Here is a 14,324-nt window from a genome sequence, read left to right as displayed (position 1 = left end):
CAACATCACACATCAGGATAACGCCAATGCCGCTTCCGCTTCGCCGCCCTTCGATCATGCTGCTCTGCGCGCTCGCCGCAGTGCCTGCCGTCGGTCAGGATCAGACCGCCTCGCCCGCGGCCGATCCGACGCGCGCGGCGCAAGGCGATCTGAGCGTACCAGCGGGTGCGCGCCGCATCGGCGACGACCTGACCGACCGCTATCGCGATATGCTGTCCGAGCGCGAAGTCCGTAATGTGATCCTGCTGATCGGCGACGGCATGGGCGATTCGGAGATCACCATTGCCCGCAACTATGCCGAGGGTGCCGGCGGCGCGTTCAAGGGCATCGATGCGCTGCCGGTCTCCGGCCAGTACACGCACTATGCGCTCGATCGCGAGACGGGGAAGCCCAACTACGTGACCGACTCCGCCGCTTCCGCGACCGCCTGGGCCTCGGGCGTGAAGACCTATAACGGCGCGATCGGCGTCGACATCCACGCCCGGCCGCATCCGACACTGCTAGAGATGGCGAAGGCGGCGGGCCTCGCCACCGGCAACGTCACCAGCGGCGAGATCGAGGATGCGACACCCGCGGCGCAGATCGCGCATGTGACCCAGCGCAAGTGCTACGGCCCGGTGGCGACGAGCGAGGTGTGCCCGGCCAATGCGCTCGAAAACGGTGGCGCCGGGTCGATTGCGGAACAGGCGCTGGCGCTTCGGCCCGACGTGCTGCTGGGCGGCGGCGCGGCCACGTTCGCGGAGGTCGCCAAGGCAGGTCCGTTCGAAGGCCGCACGCTGTTCCAGCAGGCCGAAGCGCGCGGTTACGCGATCGTTCGCGACGCGGCGGAATTGCAGGCGGCGGGCGAGGCGGACCAGCGCCGGCCGCTGCTCGGCCTGTTTGCGCCCGGCGTCATGCCGGTGCGCTGGACCGGTCCGAAGGCTTCGTACCACGGCAATATCGACCAGCCGCCCGTCCGCTGCGCCGACAATCCCGAACGAACCGAAACCATCCCGACGCTCGCCGCCATGACCGCGAAGGCGATCGAACTGCTGAAAGGCGACCCGGACGGCTTCTTTCTCCAGGTCGAGGGCGCCTCGATCGACAAGCAGAACCACGCCGCCAACCCGTGCGGCCAGATCGGCGAGACGGTCGATCTGGATGAGGCCGTGCAAGCCGCCCTCGCCTTCGCGCGCGCCGACGGGCACACGTTGGTGATCGTCACCGCCGACCATGCGCACACCAGCCAGATCGTCGGCAACGGCACCCGCGCACCGGGGCTGACGGCTGCGCTCAAAACGCACGACGATGCGGTGATGACGATCAGCTACGGCACCGCCGAAGAAGGATCGCAGGGCCACACCGGCGCGCAGCTTCGCGTCGCCGCATACGGCCCGCGCGCGATCAACTTCACCGGCCTGACCGATCAGACGGATATGTTCTACATCATCCGCGACGCGCTGGGTCTCGGCGGCATGGGAGAGAACTGACGCCGCGGGCGGGGCTGCCGATTGCCCGCCCGGAGAGGCAGTTCCGCAAATATCCGCTGACGGAGGATGACGGCGAGCCGCGAGCGGACTATCGCGCTCTCATGCGCAAGTTACCCATGCTCCCCGCCCTGCTCGCGCTCGCCGGACTGGCGGGCTGCGCGACGCATGAACCGATCGTGACCTCGCAAGGCGCCTTGCCGCCGGGAGGGACTTACGGGATCCTTTCGCAGGATGCCCCTCCTCACATGCAGGACCTCGTCTCACAGCAGCTCACCGCGCTCGGATTCGAGCAATCCGGGGAGCCCGCCTATCTCGTTCAGATCGGCACGTTCGATCGTCCCGCGACGGTCGGAGCACTCGTGCCCGAGCCCGACGAGCAGCAATGGCTCCGCAGGCCTTGGCTCGGCAGTCGGCAGGTCGTGCGCGGCGTGACGGTCAGTCTGAGCGAGCGCGAGAGCGGGCACGAAGTTTACCGCTCGGCTGCCGCCGTCAGGAGCAACCCGGACGATGTGCAAGAGCATCTGGAACCGCTCATTGCGACGATGCTGACGCCCCGTCCTGAGCAGGATCCTCCGTCGGTTCGCTGAGCAGCGGAAGGCCGAGCACGAAGGTCGAGCCGCCTCCCACCCGGCTTTCGCAGCGGACCCAGCCGCCGTGGCGGACCGCGACGGTGTGGACCTGAGCGAGACCCAGGCCGACGCCGTTCCCCCGGCCTTTTCCAGGCGCCTGGCGAAACCGCTCGAACAGAGCGGCAAGATGATCCGGTGCGATGCCCGGTCCCTCGTCAGCGATCGTGCAGGTCGCCATGGGAACGCCCTGCTCCTCGATCACCTCGATCGAGCAGCGCAGACGTGCGCCGGGCGGACTGTGATAGACGGCGTTGTCGATCAGGTTGACGACGGCCCGCGTCAGCAGCGAGCGTTCGCCCGCCACGAAGAGCGTGGCATCTTCGCCCGCCAGTTCGGCCTTCAGGTCCTTGGCGGCGATGCGCGGCCATAGCTGGTCGAGGGCGTCGACGAGCATGTCGGCTACATTGACCGGCTCCGCTTCATAGGGAAGCGACTCCGCGCGGGCGAGCTGGACGAACCCTTCCGCCAGCGCGATCGTGCGCCGGGCATGGCTCTCGATCCGCCCCGCGATCTGCGGGTCGATCCGCTTTCCGTCCGCGTCCGTGAGCAGCGCCAGGATCGAGGTCTGGGGTGAGCGCATGTCGTGGGAAAGGAACTCCAGCATGTCTTCGCGCTGCCGCTGCGCCTCCCACAAAGTGGTGATGTCCGTCGTCCGCACCACCCAGCCGAGCAGTTCGCCCTGGGCGGATCGGCGCGGCGCGACGCGGATTTCGAAAGAGCGACCGCCGGCCGAACGCGCGCGATAGCGGCCCGGCTCTAGCGGAGCGGGCCACGGCGGCAGATCGCTCCCTTCGGGTTCGAGCCGCCCCTCGGCCAGAGGAATGGGCTGGAAGCGGGCATAGAGTGCAGGCAGGGTCCGCTCGTCCGCCGCGAGCCGCAGTTCCTCCGCCAACGCTTCGGCTTCGGCGTTGGCGAGAACGATCGCACCGCTGCGATCGGCGATGAACACCCCGTCGGGCAGTTGGCGAAGGCTCTCGGTCACGAAGCGGCGCAGATTGCGGCTCTGTCCGATCGCATCGTTCAGCAGTGCCATCTGCCGCGATACCGGATCGGGAGCGGACGGCAGGGGACCGGCGGGAGCGAGGAGGTCCGGCTCCGCACGGAAGCGCTCGAGTTCCTCGATCATGTACCTGTTCGCGGCCGCCAGCCGCCGCCAGCCCCACAACGGATAGACCACCGCGAGCGCGGCGAGCCCGGGCATGGGCGTCAGCCACAGGCGGAACCCCAGCAGCACCGCTGCAGCCGCAGCGAGCAGGAGGACGACCAGCCCCGCGATCAGCGCAACGAGCGCCGAGGGCTGCATCACGCGCAAGGCGATGAGCAGAATCCAGAGCGGCACGAGCGCGAAGGCGGCCCGTGGCCAGAAGCCGCTCTCCGCAATCATCCGGTCCGACAGAAGGCCATCGAGCAGGTGCGCCTGGACTTCGATGCCGGGCAGAATGCCGCCGGGATTGCCCCCGCCCGTGGCGTAGCGATCGCCGAGTCCCTCTGCCGTTGCACCGACGAGCACGAGCCGGTCGCGCAGCAGCTCGGCCGGCACCTGCCCGCGCAAGACCGACGAGGCGCCGATCGTCGGGAAGTGTCCCGCCGAACCCGCGAACGGGATCAGGAGTGGCCCCTCGCCTTCCTCCGGCAAGTCGGCAGCGGGATCGGCCGCGCGCTGCGTCAGCACCATCAGATGCGGCCAGCGGCCCCGTTCGTCCCCCGCAACCAGCCGTGCACGCCTGACTTTCCCGTCACTGTCGAGGAGCAGATTGACATGCCCGATCGCGGTCGCTCCATCGCGCACCTCGGAAACGGGCGGGATGACGTCGAAGGGCGTGCCATTGGTGCCCGGCGCGCGCATCAGCAGCGGAACGAAGACCCTTGCCGGACCGGCCATGGCGCGTCCGAGCGCGGCGTCTCCGGCCTTGGGATTGAGGAGCAGGACGTCGTAGGCGATGGCGGCCGCCCCGGCGTCGGCGAGCTTCTCCACGAGTTCCGCCTGCACCTCCCGCGGCCAGGGCCAGGCGCCCGTCTCGCGCGTGCTGTGGTCGTCGATCGCCACGATCAGAATGCGCGGATCGGGATCGCTGCCGTCGAGCTGGAGAAGGAGATCGTAGAGCAGCGTGTCCAGCCGCTGCGTCGTGCGATCGTGGACGAGGAACAGCGCAAGTGCCGAGGACAGCAGCGCGACGAGCCACCACTCGGCGGCCAGGCGCCGCAGCCCGGTCCGCCGGATCATTGGTCGGCGCTGATGGTCAGTCGTTCGGTTGGCGACCAGTTCTCATGCACCTCGCCGTCCGCGAACTGCAGCGCCATGACCCGCCAGTAGTAAGTCCCCGGCGGAAGGTCGGTCACGACGAGGTGCTGCTCGGTCAGCCCGACTTCATCCATGATCGGATCGCCCCCGTCTTCCTGCCGCGAGAGCTGGAAGCGGTATTGCCGCTCCCCGTCGCCCATCACCCGCCAGCGGAAGAGGTACTGGCGGTAGCCGCCTGCGCGAGACTCGGCGACAGTGCCCGAAATATCGTTCAGTCGCCGCTGGAAGCCGTAAGTCTCGTACATCCCCTCGAGACCTCGGCCGTCGATGGCGGCCACGCGCACGAACCAGGTTCCATCCTCGATCGGCGGCAGACGGACTTCGGTCGTCTGCGTCACGGCTTCGGCCACGACCTCGAGGAACCCCGCGTCCTGCGCGATCTGGACCCGATAGGCCTCCGCCCCGGCAAGCGGCTCCAGCGCAAACGCGAGTTCGCGTTCGTTCTGGATCTCGCCGGGCGAGACGAGGCGCGGTGCAGGAAGGAGCGAGACCGGCGCGCTCAGCTCCGCACCCGCGGCAACCGCGCCGAAGCCGGCGGGAAGGTCGCGGCTCGTCTCTCCAGCGCCGGACATCGTCACTTCGCCCGAGAGCGTTTCGGTCGCCGCACGTTCGGTCGCCGCGTCGTAGCGGACGCGGAACTCGGTCCCGCGCACGGCCGAAACGCTGATCGGCGTCGAGATCTGGAACTCGTCCTCCTCGCCCAGCGGCGAGACGACCGCCTTGGCACGCCCCTGCTCGACCGAGAAGAGCCGTTCGACGGCGCCGGTCAGCGACATTTTGCGCAGGCGCCGGACGGTGACCCTGCTCTGCGACGGCAATGCCACTGCGGAACGGTCCGGAAGCCCCATGGAGACGAAGGAGTTCGCTCCGGTCGCCAGTTCATCTCCCTCGCGCACGGCCATCCCCGGCGATACGGCCAGCAGGCGACCCTCGCGTCGAAGCTGCACGTTTCCGCGGAACGAGATGATGCGGGCCGCAACGGGTTCGTGCCGCAAAAGGTGCTTGGGAATGCGAACGGTCCGCCCGATCGCGATGCGACGGGGATTGCGGATACGGTTCAGCCGCTGGACGACGACGTAGTCTTCGATACGCCGGAAATGCCGCTGCGCGAGATCGTAGAGGCTATCGCCTTTGCGCATGTGGTAGACGACGATCGCCGTCTCGTCGGACCGCTGGGCGCTTGCCGGACCGGCCTGCAGCGTAGCCGCAAGGAGCGGCAGAAGAAGAAGTCGCCAGCGCATGGTGCCCCCAAGCTAACCCGTCGGTTCGAGCCGGTACCCATAGCCGTATAGTGGAACAACCCGAAAGCCGTGATCGGCGCGAAGCTTCAGTTTCGCCCGCACCTTCGAAACGTGTGTATCGACCGTGCGCGTCTGCACGTTGGGGTTTCCGCCCCAGACGGATTCGAAGATGTACGATCGCGACAGGCTGCGGTTGAGATTGCGGAAGAGGAGGAGCGCGAGCAGGAACTCTTTCATCGTGACGGGTATGACCTCGCCGGCAACGCTGACTTCCTTCGACTGTATATCGAAGCGATAGAAGCCGAACTGTTCGAACCTGTCCTTCGGCGGCTCCGGATAGGCGCGGCGGACGACGGCATCGATCCGCGCCAGCAGGACGGCGGGCTGGATCGGCTTGGTCACGTAGTCGTCGACGCCCGCACGGAACGCTGCGAGGATGTCTTCCTCGACCGAGCGGACGGTGATCATCACGATCGGCGGCGGCGCTTCGAAGGTCTCGTTCACCCAGCGCGCGATCTCGAGGCCCGAGGCATCCGGAACGTTCCAGTCGAGCAGGAGCATGTCGATCGTCTCGCCGCGGAGGAACTTCATCAACTGCTTCCCGGTCTCGAAGGGGAAGCAGTGATGCCCCGCTGCCGACAGCGTGGTGTTCAACTGGGTCGCAACGGTGGGATCGTCTTCAAGGATCGCTATGCGCATCGCTTTTCATTTGCCCCTGGAGGAAACGCCGAAACAAGCGTCAGGTGGTCGCACGGGAGCGTTCCGCATTCCCTTGCGTCAAGTCCGCGTCCTCAGGACATCGTGACGATCCGTATTCCAAGCGCCAAGGCGTCGATTTTACATTCCTTTACAGTTTCAAGACACCGGCCTCGCACTCCCGTCGTCCTTTGCAGATCGAGCGTCGCCATTCCACAGCCTTCGCTGAATTTCTTTGGGCTTGTGCGATCCCCGCGTCGCTGCTCTGACTTCAGGTGGAGGGGGACACCGTATGGCAACGTGCAATCACTGGCGCTGGCGCTGGGCGGCCGTACTGACCGTGACCGTCTTCGCGGCGTCGATGACGCAAGCGCAGGAGCAGCCGTGCGGCTCCGGCGCGCAGTCCGCCATCTGCTTCGGGGCGATCGACGTGCCCGACGATCAGCGGGCGACCTTCACGCTTGCCGCGCGGCAAGCCATCGACGCCATCCATTCCCGGGAATTCGCGGAGGATCTCAGGAATTTCGCAACCCGCCACGCGGCGCATGGCGACCACGCCGCCGCATGGGCCGGGGTGGACCCGGTCGCAACGATCGCGGCTCTGAAGGCCGGCGTGCCGGGACAGAGGGTCGCCACCTACGGCGGGCTGCGCGGCTGGTTCCTCAGGACCTTCTTCGGCAATATGGCCTACGATGGGTCGGCGGAGGGCCCCATCCTGCTGAACAGGGCGGCCTTGCCGCGTTCGGCACCATCGATCGCCAACACGTTCGCTCACGAAATCGCGCACCGTGCGGGCTTGCGCCATCCTCACAGCAGCCGGGATCTCGCCACGGCCCGCTGCGAGCCGCCCTATGTCATTGGCACGCTCGTGGAGAAGCACGCCGCCGGTCAGGAGTGGCGGGCCGACAGCGACGATTGCCATCTGTTTCGCGGACTGACCGACAGTGGCCATCAGGGCACCTAGGCTGTAGAGCCGGAAACACGAAGGGCGCCGAGGGACGGTGCGAGCCTCGTCGCGAGGCGTGTTTCCGAGCGGGGAGCGACAGTTGCAGTCAGAGGATCGTGCGGCGGGCGAACCGGAAAGCGGATGCACCTACCCGCCGCGCACGAGCCGCTGGAAGCTGATCGGCCCGGGTCTCGTCGCCGCCGCGACCGGCGTGGGTGCGGGCGATCTGGTGGCGACGCTCGTTGCAGGCTCGCGGTTCGGCTATGCGCTGCTGTGGGCTGCCGTGCTCGGCTGCGTGGTCAAGATCGCCCTGTCGGAAGGCGCGGCGCGCTATCACCTTGCGACCGAATCGACGATCTTCGAAGGCTGGCGCTCGCTGGGCGCGTGGACGAGTTGGTACTTCGGCATCTACATCGTCGTCTGGGGCTTCATCTACGGCGCGACGGCAATGAGCGCGACCGCTCTGCCGCTCGCCGTCCTGTTCCCGATCCTGCCCTTGCCGGCCTGGGCGATCGTCGCAGGTGTCGCCAGCTTCCTGTTCGTCGCACTGAACCGGTACGAGACCTTCGAGCGTGTGATGAAAGTGCTCGTCGCCGTCATGTTCGTGGTCATCACGGGCCTCGCCGTGCTCGTCGCGCCGCGCCTCGGCGACGTGCTCGGCGGCCTCGTTCCGTCCCTGCCCGAAGGATCGGTGTTCTACACGCTCGGCCTGATCGGCGGCGTCGGCGGGACGATCACGACCGCCGCCTACGGGTACTGGGTGAACGCCAAGGGCTGGCGGGGGCCGGCGTGGATCCCGATGATGCGGCTCGACAATGCGGTTGCCTATGTCGTCACCGGGACTTTCGTGGTGGCGATGCTGATCGTGGGCGCCGAGCTGCTGCACAGCGCGCAGATCGCCCTCGCGGCAGGCGACCGGGGCCTGCTCAACCTCAGCGACGTGCTCGAGGACAGGTTCGGCCAGCCCATAGCGATCGCCTTCCTCGTCGGATTCGCGGCGACGGCGATGTCGTCGCTGTTCGGGGTCTGGCACGGCGTAAGCCTGCTCTTCTCCGACTTCGTTGAGCATATGCGCGGGCAGACCGAACGAAGCGAACGCCCCGAACGCCGATGGCCGTTTCGCACCTATCTCGCCTGGCTCACCTTCCCGCCGATGCTGCTGCTGTTTTTCGACGAGCCGTTCCTGCTCGTCATCATCTACGGCGTGGTCGGCGCCATCTTCATGCCGTTCCTGGCCGTCACGCTTCTCCTGCTGCTGAATTCGAAGCGCGTTCCGGACCAGGACCGCAATGGCTGGCTGTCGAACGGCGTGCTCGCCGCGTCGGCACTGCTGTTCGTCGTCCTGTGCGTGCAGCAGATCTGGTCGTTCCTCGCAGCATGAGGGCGCGTGGGATGGCATGGATAGTTTCGCCTGGCCGTTCGTTCCCTATCGTGTGACGCTCCCTGTGACCGACTTCGACGAACTAGCCGCATCCGCCCGAGCCTGCCGCGCATGCGCCGCCGTGCTGCCGGTGGAGCCGCGGCCGGTGTTCCAGATCTCGCCGACGGCGCGGCTGCTGGTCGCCGGTCAGGCGCCGGGGAGCAAAGTGCACGCATCGGGCGTTCCCTTCGCCGATGCTTCGGGCGACCGGCTCCGCGAGTGGATGGGCGTCACGCAAGCCGAGTTCTACGACGCGCGCCGCATCGCGATCCTGCCGATCGGGTTCTGCTATCCGGGGCGCGCGAAGAGCGGCGACGCGCCGCCTCGCCCGGAATGCGCGAAGCTCTGGCGCAAGGACCTGCTGGCTTTGATGCCCCAGATCCGCCTGACCCTGCTGGTCGGCACGTACGCCCAGCAGGACGCGCTCGGACCGGGCAAGATGCGCGAACGCGTAGGCCGCTTTCGCGATTTCCTGCCCGACTATTTCCCCCTGCCCCACCCGTCCTGGCGCTCCCACATCTGGATGCGCGACAACCTCTGGTTCGAAGCCGAGGTCCTGCCGGAGCTGCGCGCGCAAGTGCGGCACGCGTTGGAGGCCGCGGCGTGAACTCGGAAACCGGCGCGAACCCGGTCTGTACGATCGGCCATTCGACCCGAACTCTGGAGGAGTTCGTCGAGATCCTGCGCGCCGGCGACGTCCGCTGCGTGGTCGACGTGCGGAGCATCCCGCGGTCGCGCACCAATCCGCAGTACAACCTCGACACCCTGCCCGACTCGCTGAGCGAGCGGCAGATCCGGCATCGCTACATCGCCGAGTTGGGTGGCCGGCGGTCGCGGCAGCGCGAGGTGGACCCCGAGGTCAACGCCTTCTGGCAGAGCCAGAGCTTCCACAACTATGCCGACTATGCCCTGTCCGAGAGCTTCCGCACTGGTCTGAGCGAACTCGAGGCGCTTGCCGACGAGACACCTTGCGTCATCATGTGCTCCGAAGCCGTCTGGTGGCGCTGCCATCGCCGTATCATCTCGGATTACCTGCTGTCGCGCGGGCGGACCGTCCTTCACCTCATGGGACAGGGACGAATCGAGCCGGCGCGGATGACCGATGGCGCGCGGGTCGCGGAGGGAGGCGTCGTCTATCCTGGCGGATGATCAACCGGCAAGTTCGTGCAGCGCGCCGGCTATTCCCGCGTATAGCGCCGCGAGGTCCGGCTCCTCGATGCAATAGGGCGGCATGACATAGACGGTATTGCCGAGCGGGCGGAGCAGCAGCCCCGCGTCGCGGAAGCGGGCCAGCATCCTTGGTCCGACCGCCGAGAGATAACCGGTGTCCCGCACCTCGACATCGAGCGCGGCGATCGTTCCGATCCGGCGCGCACGCGCAACGCCGGACAGCGATGCCACGTCATCCAGATGCCGCGCCTGCCGGGCCGCAAGATCGTCGATGCGCCCGCGAACGGATTCCTCCCGCCAGACCGCGAGGTTGGCGTTGGCGGCCGCGCAGGCGATCGGGTTCGCGGTATAGCTCGACGAATGGTAGAGCGCGCGCGACCGGTCGGGGGAGTAATGCGCGTCGAAGATCGCCGGCGTCGCCATCGTCACCGCGAGCGGGATGGCCCCTCCGGTAAGCCCTTTCGACAGGCACAGGATGTCCGGCACGACATCGGCCTGCTCGCAAGCGAGCAAGGTGCCGGTCCGGCCCCAGCCGGTCATGACCTCGTCCGCGATGAAGAGCACGCCGTGCCGGGCGCAGATCGCGCGCATCTCGGCGAGCACCCGCGGAGTGTAGATCAGCATGCCGCCCGCGCCGAGGATCAGGGGCTCGACGATCAGCGCCGCAGGCACTTCGTCGCGGCAGATCGCCTCGAGCCGGTCGAGTGTCGCCTGCTCGGCTCCCTCGTGCGGGAACGGGATCTCGGTCACGTCGAACAGCAGCGGCGCATAGGCGCGGTTGAACACGCCGCGCGCGCCGATCGACATCGCGCCGATCGTATCGCCGTGATAGCTGTGCTCCATCACCACGATCCGGTGGCGCGGCTCGCCCCGGTGGAGCCAGTAACCGAGCGCCATCTTCAGCGCGACCTCGACGCTGGTCGAACCGCTGTCCGAGAAGAACACGTGCGCCAGCGGATGGGGCATCAGATCGACGAGGCCGCGGGCCAAGGTCTCGGCCGGCTCGTGCGTCCAGCCGGCGAAGATGACCTGATCGAGTTTGCCCGCCTGCTCGGCGATCGCCTGCACGATCCGCGGATGGCCATGGCCGTGCGTGGTGACCCACCATGAGGAAATGCCGTCGATGACCCTCTGCCTGTCCTCGGTCCACAGAATGGCACCCTCGCCGCGTGTCACGAGCGGAACGGGTTCGCGCAGTCCATGCTGGGTGAATGGGTGCCAGACAGGGCTGCGCGTCATCGGAAATCCTCGAGGTCGAAGTTGGCGCTGAACGCGGCGCGCAGCGCGGCGCCATCGAGCTTGGGCAGTTGCGGTAGCCGGCCGAGGCGCGTCACGCCGCCGATCCTGCAGATGACCGCTTCGCTGTCCTGATGGGGCTCGCCGACGAAGGCGATGCCGTGAATGGCGATCCCGCGCGACCGCAGCGCCTCTATCGTCAGCAGGCTGTGATTGATCGTGCCGAGCGCCGTGCGCGCCACGATGATGACCGGCGCGCGCCATTCAGCGAAGAGGTCGAGATAGAGGTAATCGGCACGGAGCGGGACCGCTGCCCCGCCCGCGCCCTCAACGACAAGCGGCCCGGCGACTTCGGGCATTCGCAGTCGAGCAGGATCGATCTCGATCCCGTCGATCTCGGCGGCGCGATGCGGCGAGCACGGTGTGGTGAGCCGGTAGGCTTCGGGCAGGATTCGATCCGCCGGCAAGCCCGAAAGACTTGCTGTGGTTTCGGTATCGCTGCCTTCGTCCAGCCCCGCCTGGACCGGCTTCCAGTAGAAGGCCCCGAGGCTTCCCGCGAGCGCCGCGGAGAACACGGTCTTGCCGACGCCGGTGTCGGTGCCCGTCACGACGAAGGTCCGGCTCATGCCAGCACCTCCCCGAGCGTGGCCGCGAGGCCGGCGATATCGTCGAAGCTCGCGTTCAGCGTGATCGAGATACGCAGCCGCGCAGTCCCCGCAGGCACCGTGGGCGGCCGGATGCCGCGCACGTCGTAGCCGGCAGCCTGGATCGCCGCTGCAGCCGCCATCGCGCGGGCATCGTCACCTACGATGAGCGGCAGGATCTGCGTCTCCCGGCAGACCGCGCCGAGGGGGGCAAGAAGGCGCTCTGCCTCGTCGATCCGCGCAACGAGCGCCTGCCGGCGTTCGGGCTCACCGGCGAGAATCCGCAGCGCCTCGCGCACCGCGCTCGCCATCAGCGGCGATAGGGCGGTCGAGAAGATGAACCCGCGCCCGCGGTTGACGAGGAAATCGCGCATGAAGGCAGGACCGGTCAGCAGCGCGCCCTCGCAGCCGAGCGCCTTGCCGCAGGTCCGCAGGACGATGACGTTCTCCAGCCCTTCCAGGTGCGCCGCGAGCCCGCGGCCCTGCGGTCCGAACACGCCGGTCGCATGCGCTTCGTCGACGAGCAGGAAAGCCTCGTGCTCGTCTGCGAGGGCGCGGAACGCGTCGAGCGGGGCCCTGTCGCCGTCCATGCTGTAGAGGCTCTCGAGCGCGATCCAGACGCGGCCCCTTCCGCCGCCGCTGCGCCAGGCGCGGATCACGTTGCCGAAGGCTTCGGGGTCGTTATGCGCGGCGGCGACGCACTCGGCGCGGCCCAGGCGCATGCCCTCGTGCGCGCTGGCATGGACCAGGGCATCGTGGACCACCAGATCGCCGCGCTGCGGCAGCGTCGCGAACAAAGCCGCGTTCGCCGCAAAACCGCTCGAAAAGAACAAGGCCGCCTCGCTTCCGAAGAAGCGCGCCGCTTCCTCCTCCAGCAGCTCATGCTCCGGATGATTGCCCCGCAGCAGGCGCGATCCGCCCGATCCGGTCGGCACGCCGCGGTCCAGCGCCTCGCGAATGGCGCGGGCGATCCGCGGCGATCCGGCCAGCCCGAGATAGTCGTTCGACGAGAAGTCCACGCCGCTGCGCGATATCAGCCGGCGCAGGCGCTGCCGCTCCCCAAGCTCGGCAAGCATGCGCCGGTGGTCTGCCGCGAAGTCCGTTGCTTCCGAAATCATCCGAGCGCCGTAGCGTCACGCTCTCCGATGACCAGTCAAATTTCCTTGCTCCGGAGCGAAGAGGGATTGACGTAGGCCGACTCACGTATCATTTAAAGTTACATGAAGCGCGATAGCCGCCTCTCCGGGGTCCTTCACATCCTGCTGCACATGGCGCGGCAGCCAGGGCCCCAAACATCCGAGACCCTCGCCCGCGCGATGGAAACCAATCCGGTCGTGGTCCGGCGCCTGATGGCCGGGTTGCGCGAGCGGGGCCTTGTCCGCTCCGAGAAAGGACACCGCGGGGGCTGGATCATCGCCCGCGAGCTCGACCGGATCACGCTGCGCGACATCTACGAGGCGCTGGGCGAGCCGGAGATCCTCGCGATGGGCAATCGCACCGAGGCGCCGGGCTGCCTCGTCGAACAGGCGGTCAATGCCGCGCTCGGCAGCGCATTCGACGAGGCCGAAGCGCTGCTGCTGCGCCGCTTCGGCGAAGTCACCCTGTCGCAATTGAGCGCCGACGTGGCCGCCATGATGCCCGGTGCCGCGGAGGCCATTACCCTGGAGAACGCACATGAAGCATGATGCCGTCATCGTCGGCGGGGGCTTTGCCGGGCTCGCCGCGGCGACTTATCTCGCGCGCGCCCGGCGCAGCGTCTGCGTGATCGACACGGGTCAGCCGCGCAACCGCTTTGCCGAAGCGTCGCACGGCTTCCTCGGGCAGGATGGCAGCGATCCGCGCCGGATCCTCGAAACGGCGCGCGCACAGCTTGCCGCTTACCCGAGCGTGGGGATGCTGGACGACGAGGCGGTTCAGGCCCATGCGGACGGCGACGGCTTCCGGGTCCTGCTGGCCGGCGGCGCCGCGCTGGCCGCGAGCAAGCTGATCCTGGCCTTCGGGCTGCGCGACATCCTGCCCGAGATTCCCGGTCTTCGGGAGCGCTGGGGCAAGTCGGTGCTGCACTGTCCCTACTGCCACGGGTTCGAGTTCAGCGATCGCGCGCTGGGGGTCCTCTACCGCACCCCGATGTCGGTTCATCAGGCGCTTCTGATCGCCGAATGGGGGCCAACGACGCTATACCTCAACGGTGCCGATCTCGATCCCCTGGATGCGGAAACGCTCGCCCAGCGCGGTGTCGCAGTGGAGCCGGGTGCGGTCACGCGTCTCGAGGGCGACGGCACCGCCCTCTCGTCAATCGTGTTCGAGGACGATCGACGCCGGCCCGTGGAAGCGCTCTATATTGCCCCGCAATCCTGCCTCTCCAGCCCCCTCGCGGAACAACTGCGCGTTGCGATCGAGGACAGCCCGTTCGGACCGCTGATCGGCACCGACGAGAACAAGATGACCTCCGTTCCGGGTGTCTATGCCGCCGGCGACATCGCCCGCGCGCCGCACAGCGTGAGCTGGGCCGTCGCGGACGGGGTGACGGCGGGCACCTCGACTCACCGTGCGCTCGTGTTCGGCTGACAC

At 67.9% G+C, this 14,324-nt stretch carries 14 protein-coding genes; 8 read left to right on the top strand and 6 right to left on the bottom strand.

The window, feature by feature from the left end; translation table 11 throughout:
- Positions 1 to 26: 26 nt before the first annotated feature.
- Together phoA and JNO53_RS09705 are read left to right on the top strand one after the other, a co-directional pair.
- Positions 27 to 1,469 carry an alkaline phosphatase gene (gene phoA, locus JNO53_RS09710; protein WP_238401800.1) on the top strand — a complete coding sequence of 481 codons (1,443 nt, stop codon included), beginning with the start codon at positions 27 to 29 and terminating at the stop codon, positions 1,467 to 1,469.
- A gap of 101 nt (positions 1,470 to 1,570) precedes the next feature.
- Positions 1,571 to 2,056: a hypothetical protein gene (locus JNO53_RS09705; RefSeq protein WP_203110252.1), complete on the top strand. Its 486-nt coding sequence runs from the start codon at positions 1,571 to 1,573 to the stop codon at positions 2,054 to 2,056.
- Here the strand turns inward: JNO53_RS09705 and JNO53_RS09700 are convergent.
- The 3 genes from JNO53_RS09700 to JNO53_RS09690 are packed head-to-tail and all read right to left on the bottom strand — an operon-like array spanning position 2,001 to position 6,340.
- Positions 2,001 to 4,322: a CHASE2 domain-containing protein gene (locus JNO53_RS09700; protein WP_203110251.1), complete on the bottom strand. Its 2,322-nt coding sequence runs from the start codon at positions 4,320 to 4,322 to the stop codon at positions 2,001 to 2,003. The two genes, JNO53_RS09705 and JNO53_RS09700, sit on opposite strands and share 56 nt — an antisense overlap.
- Positions 4,319 to 5,641 (bottom strand): FecR domain-containing protein, encoded by a 1,323-nt coding sequence (locus JNO53_RS09695; RefSeq protein WP_203110249.1) that lies wholly within the window; start codon positions 5,639 to 5,641, stop codon positions 4,319 to 4,321. The genes JNO53_RS09700 and JNO53_RS09695 overlap by 4 nt, the downstream gene beginning before the upstream one ends.
- A 12-nt stretch (positions 5,642 to 5,653) precedes the next feature.
- Complete coding sequence (locus JNO53_RS09690) at positions 5,654 to 6,340, bottom strand: response regulator transcription factor (protein WP_203110247.1); 687 nt, start codon at positions 6,338 to 6,340, stop codon at positions 5,654 to 5,656.
- A 337-nt stretch (positions 6,341 to 6,677) separates the two neighbouring features.
- Here JNO53_RS09690 and JNO53_RS09685 point away from each other — a divergent pair, with 337 nt between their 5' ends.
- From JNO53_RS09685 to JNO53_RS09670, 4 genes are all read left to right on the top strand, one after another.
- On the top strand, positions 6,678 to 7,301 hold the full coding sequence (locus JNO53_RS09685; RefSeq protein ID WP_203110245.1) for a hypothetical protein: 624 nt from the start codon (positions 6,678 to 6,680) through the stop codon (positions 7,299 to 7,301).
- A gap of 82 nt (positions 7,302 to 7,383) precedes the next feature.
- Complete coding sequence (locus tag JNO53_RS09680) at positions 7,384 to 8,664, top strand: Nramp family divalent metal transporter (protein ID WP_238401799.1); 1,281 nt, start codon at positions 7,384 to 7,386, stop codon at positions 8,662 to 8,664.
- Positions 8,665 to 8,680: 16 nt separating this feature from the next.
- Positions 8,681 to 9,310, top strand: coding sequence for a uracil-DNA glycosylase family protein (locus JNO53_RS09675; RefSeq protein ID WP_203110242.1), 630 nt, complete (start codon positions 8,681 to 8,683; stop codon positions 9,308 to 9,310).
- Positions 9,307 to 9,852: a DUF488 family protein gene (locus tag JNO53_RS09670; RefSeq protein ID WP_203110240.1), complete on the top strand. Its 546-nt coding sequence runs from the start codon at positions 9,307 to 9,309 to the stop codon at positions 9,850 to 9,852. The genes JNO53_RS09675 and JNO53_RS09670 overlap by 4 nt, the downstream gene beginning before the upstream one ends.
- Here the strand turns inward: JNO53_RS09670 and JNO53_RS09665 are convergent, their stop codons facing one another.
- The 3 genes from JNO53_RS09665 to JNO53_RS09655 are packed head-to-tail and all read right to left on the bottom strand — an operon-like array spanning position 9,853 to position 12,871.
- Complete coding sequence (locus JNO53_RS09665) at positions 9,853 to 11,112, bottom strand: adenosylmethionine--8-amino-7-oxononanoate transaminase (protein ID WP_203110238.1); 1,260 nt, start codon at positions 11,110 to 11,112, stop codon at positions 9,853 to 9,855.
- Positions 11,109 to 11,735 carry a dethiobiotin synthase gene (gene bioD / locus JNO53_RS09660; protein ID WP_203110235.1) on the bottom strand — a complete coding sequence of 209 codons (627 nt, stop codon included), beginning with the start codon at positions 11,733 to 11,735 and terminating at the stop codon, positions 11,109 to 11,111. Before bioD ends, JNO53_RS09665 begins: the two co-directional genes overlap by 4 nt.
- Complete coding sequence (locus tag JNO53_RS09655) at positions 11,732 to 12,871, bottom strand: 8-amino-7-oxononanoate synthase (RefSeq protein ID WP_203110233.1); 1,140 nt, start codon at positions 12,869 to 12,871, stop codon at positions 11,732 to 11,734. Before JNO53_RS09655 ends, bioD begins: the two co-directional genes overlap by 4 nt.
- A 102-nt stretch (positions 12,872 to 12,973) precedes the next feature.
- Here JNO53_RS09655 and JNO53_RS09650 point away from each other — a divergent pair, with 102 nt between their 5' ends.
- Positions 12,974 to 13,438 carry an Rrf2 family transcriptional regulator gene (locus JNO53_RS09650; RefSeq protein ID WP_203110231.1) on the top strand — a complete coding sequence of 155 codons (465 nt, stop codon included), beginning with the start codon at positions 12,974 to 12,976 and terminating at the stop codon, positions 13,436 to 13,438.
- Positions 13,428 to 14,321 (top strand): NAD(P)/FAD-dependent oxidoreductase, encoded by an 894-nt coding sequence (locus tag JNO53_RS09645; protein WP_203110229.1) that lies wholly within the window; start codon positions 13,428 to 13,430, stop codon positions 14,319 to 14,321. Before JNO53_RS09650 ends, JNO53_RS09645 begins: the two co-directional genes overlap by 11 nt.
- The last annotated feature ends 3 nt before the right edge of the window (positions 14,322 to 14,324 follow it).

The sequence above is a fragment of the Altererythrobacter sp. C41 genome (genome assembly GCF_016803135.1).
In the GTDB taxonomy this organism is placed as follows: domain Bacteria; phylum Pseudomonadota; class Alphaproteobacteria; order Sphingomonadales; family Sphingomonadaceae; genus Pelagerythrobacter.
This window is presented reverse-complemented; position numbering and strand designations above follow the sequence as displayed.

Bases quoted from the DNA above. Each gene is read 5' to 3' on its own strand.
- phoA (WP_238401800.1), top strand. From the start codon at position 27: ATGCCGCTTCCGCTTCGCCGCCCTTCGATCATGCTGCTCTGCGCGCTC.
- JNO53_RS09705 (WP_203110252.1), top strand. From the start codon at position 1,571: ATGCGCAAGTTACCCATGCTCCCCGCCCTGCTCGCGCTCGCCGGACTG.
- JNO53_RS09700 (WP_203110251.1), bottom strand. From the start codon at position 4,322: ATGATCCGGCGGACCGGGCTGCGGCGCCTGGCCGCCGAGTGGTGGCTC.
- JNO53_RS09695 (WP_203110249.1), bottom strand. From the start codon at position 5,641: ATGCGCTGGCGACTTCTTCTTCTGCCGCTCCTTGCGGCTACGCTGCAG.
- JNO53_RS09690 (WP_203110247.1), bottom strand. From the start codon at position 6,340: ATGCGCATAGCGATCCTTGAAGACGATCCCACCGTTGCGACCCAGTTG.
- JNO53_RS09675 (WP_203110242.1), top strand. From the start codon at position 8,681: ATGGATAGTTTCGCCTGGCCGTTCGTTCCCTATCGTGTGACGCTCCCT.
- JNO53_RS09665 (WP_203110238.1), bottom strand. From the start codon at position 11,112: ATGACGCGCAGCCCTGTCTGGCACCCATTCACCCAGCATGGACTGCGC.
- bioD (WP_203110235.1), bottom strand. From the start codon at position 11,735: ATGAGCCGGACCTTCGTCGTGACGGGCACCGACACCGGCGTCGGCAAG.
- JNO53_RS09655 (WP_203110233.1), bottom strand. From the start codon at position 12,871: ATGATTTCGGAAGCAACGGACTTCGCGGCAGACCACCGGCGCATGCTT.
- JNO53_RS09650 (WP_203110231.1), top strand. From the start codon at position 12,974: ATGAAGCGCGATAGCCGCCTCTCCGGGGTCCTTCACATCCTGCTGCAC.
- JNO53_RS09645 (WP_203110229.1), top strand. From the start codon at position 13,428: ATGAAGCATGATGCCGTCATCGTCGGCGGGGGCTTTGCCGGGCTCGCC.